Annotated in this window: 1 protein-coding gene; it reads left to right on the forward strand. The window is 46.4% G+C overall.

What is annotated here, in order from left to right:
* The coding region (locus R7093_RS24255) for an efflux RND transporter permease subunit (RefSeq protein ID WP_318146888.1) at positions 1–989 on the forward strand (989 nt) is incomplete at both ends.

Below are 989 nucleotides of genomic sequence, written 5' to 3' on the forward strand. Positions count from 1 at the left end.
GTGTTCTGACAACGATTGCTGTATTCGCACCATTTTTGCTTTCGAGTGGTATTGATAGCGCTTTCTTTTACGGCATTGCTGGTGTGGTGATTCTGTGTTTGATCTTCAGTTTGATTGAATCAAAGTTGATCCTACCAGCGCACTTGGCGCATACCCATTTTAAACCCGTCAAACCTGGTGGATGGCGAGATCGTTTCAACCAACGTTTCTTCGGCTTTGTAAACGGCACTTATCGTAACTTCGTGAAAGCTTGTACGCATTGGCGTTGGACTGTATTTGCTGTGTTCTGTGGTTTATTGCTGATCAGTGCTGCATTGGTTAAATCCAACTATGTGCGTGTTATCCCTAACCCGAAAGTACCGACCGATTACCCTGCGATTACTATTGAAATGAATGACACGGTTTCCAGTGAGCAAACCATTGAAGCGTTGAAAACCATCGAGCGTGTCATGCAAGAGGTCGAGTCTCAAACTATTGCTGATCATGGGCAAGGTATGATTCGCGATGTGCTTTCTTACAATAGAAGCCGCACCGAAGGACGAGTGTTAGTGCCGCTTGTCGATGAGGAAATTCGTCCGTTCAATACCTTTGAACTTGCTCGACGCTGGCGTGAGGCGATGCCTGTTATTCCGGGTATGAAGAGTATCAAGATCCGCGAACAAAGTGCAGGTGGTGGCGATCGTGATGAGTTTGGCTACTTACTGTTTGGCTCCAACATCAATGAACTTAATCAAGCAGGACGTTACTTGATTGAACGTTTGCAGCAAGAAGAAGGGCTGTACGATATCTCGTCATCCATTGATTCAGGCAGCAAAGAAGTGCTTCTTTCTCTTGCACCTGTTGCGTACGATCTCGGTCTTGACTTGACCATGATTGCGCAACAAGTCGGCGGAAGTTTTTACGGCGGAGAAGCACAGCGTTTGATTCGCGACGGTGAAGAGATCAAAGTCATGGTTCGCTATCCTCAACTGACTCGTGAAGCGTTTTCT

The sequence above is a fragment of the Vibrio sp. 1580 genome (genome assembly GCF_033340055.1).